At 41.7% G+C, this 458-nt stretch carries 2 protein-coding genes; one reads left to right on the top strand and one right to left on the bottom strand.

The genetic code is table 11. The annotated features are described in order from the left end of the window. Positions 1-59: 59 nt before the first annotated feature. Positions 60-287: a hypothetical protein gene (locus HMPREF2904_RS11695; protein WP_176744597.1), complete on the bottom strand. Its 228-nt coding sequence runs from the start codon at positions 285-287 to the stop codon at positions 60-62. Between the two features lie 25 nt (positions 288-312). Between HMPREF2904_RS11695 and HMPREF2904_RS11865 the strand changes: the two genes are divergently transcribed. Further along, a partial coding sequence (locus HMPREF2904_RS11865) for a hypothetical protein (protein WP_256263223.1) occupies positions 313-458 on the top strand: 146 nt, incomplete at its 3' end.

The following is a 458-nucleotide window of genomic DNA, read 5'->3' as shown; positions in this document are numbered from 1 at the left end:
GCAAGCCAATCAGCATCATTGAGCACATCAGCATCAGCATCAGCATCAGTATCAGCTAGTCAATCAGCGTCATTGAGCACATCGGCATCAGCATCAGCATCAGTATCAGCAAGCCAATCAGCATCATTGAGCACATCGGCATCAGCATCAGCATCAGTATCAGCAAGCCAATCAGCATCATTGAGCACATCAGCTTCAACATCACTTTCTACATCTGTATCACAATCAGCATCTAACTCTTCATCAAATTCTGAAAGTGAAACACCTAAACAAGGTGAAGTAATCATCACTTATGTAGATACAAAAGGTAAAGTGATTAAAGACCCTCGTCAAGATACACCAAACTCACCATATGATACTCCATATGACACCACTGAGAAAGGTGAAAAACCTAATATTATCAAGACTCCAGACGGTAAGACTTATAAGATCGTACCGAAAGGTGACTACCCAGTAGG

Source organism: Streptococcus sp. HMSC072G04 (assembly GCF_001813295.1).
Lineage (GTDB): Bacteria > Bacillota > Bacilli > Lactobacillales > Streptococcaceae > Streptococcus.
This window is presented reverse-complemented; position numbering and strand designations above follow the sequence as displayed.

Coding starts and splice junctions, on each gene's coding strand:
- HMPREF2904_RS11695 (WP_176744597.1), bottom strand. CDS start 287: ATGATTACTTCACCTTGTTTAGGTGTTTCACTTTCAGAATTTGATGAA.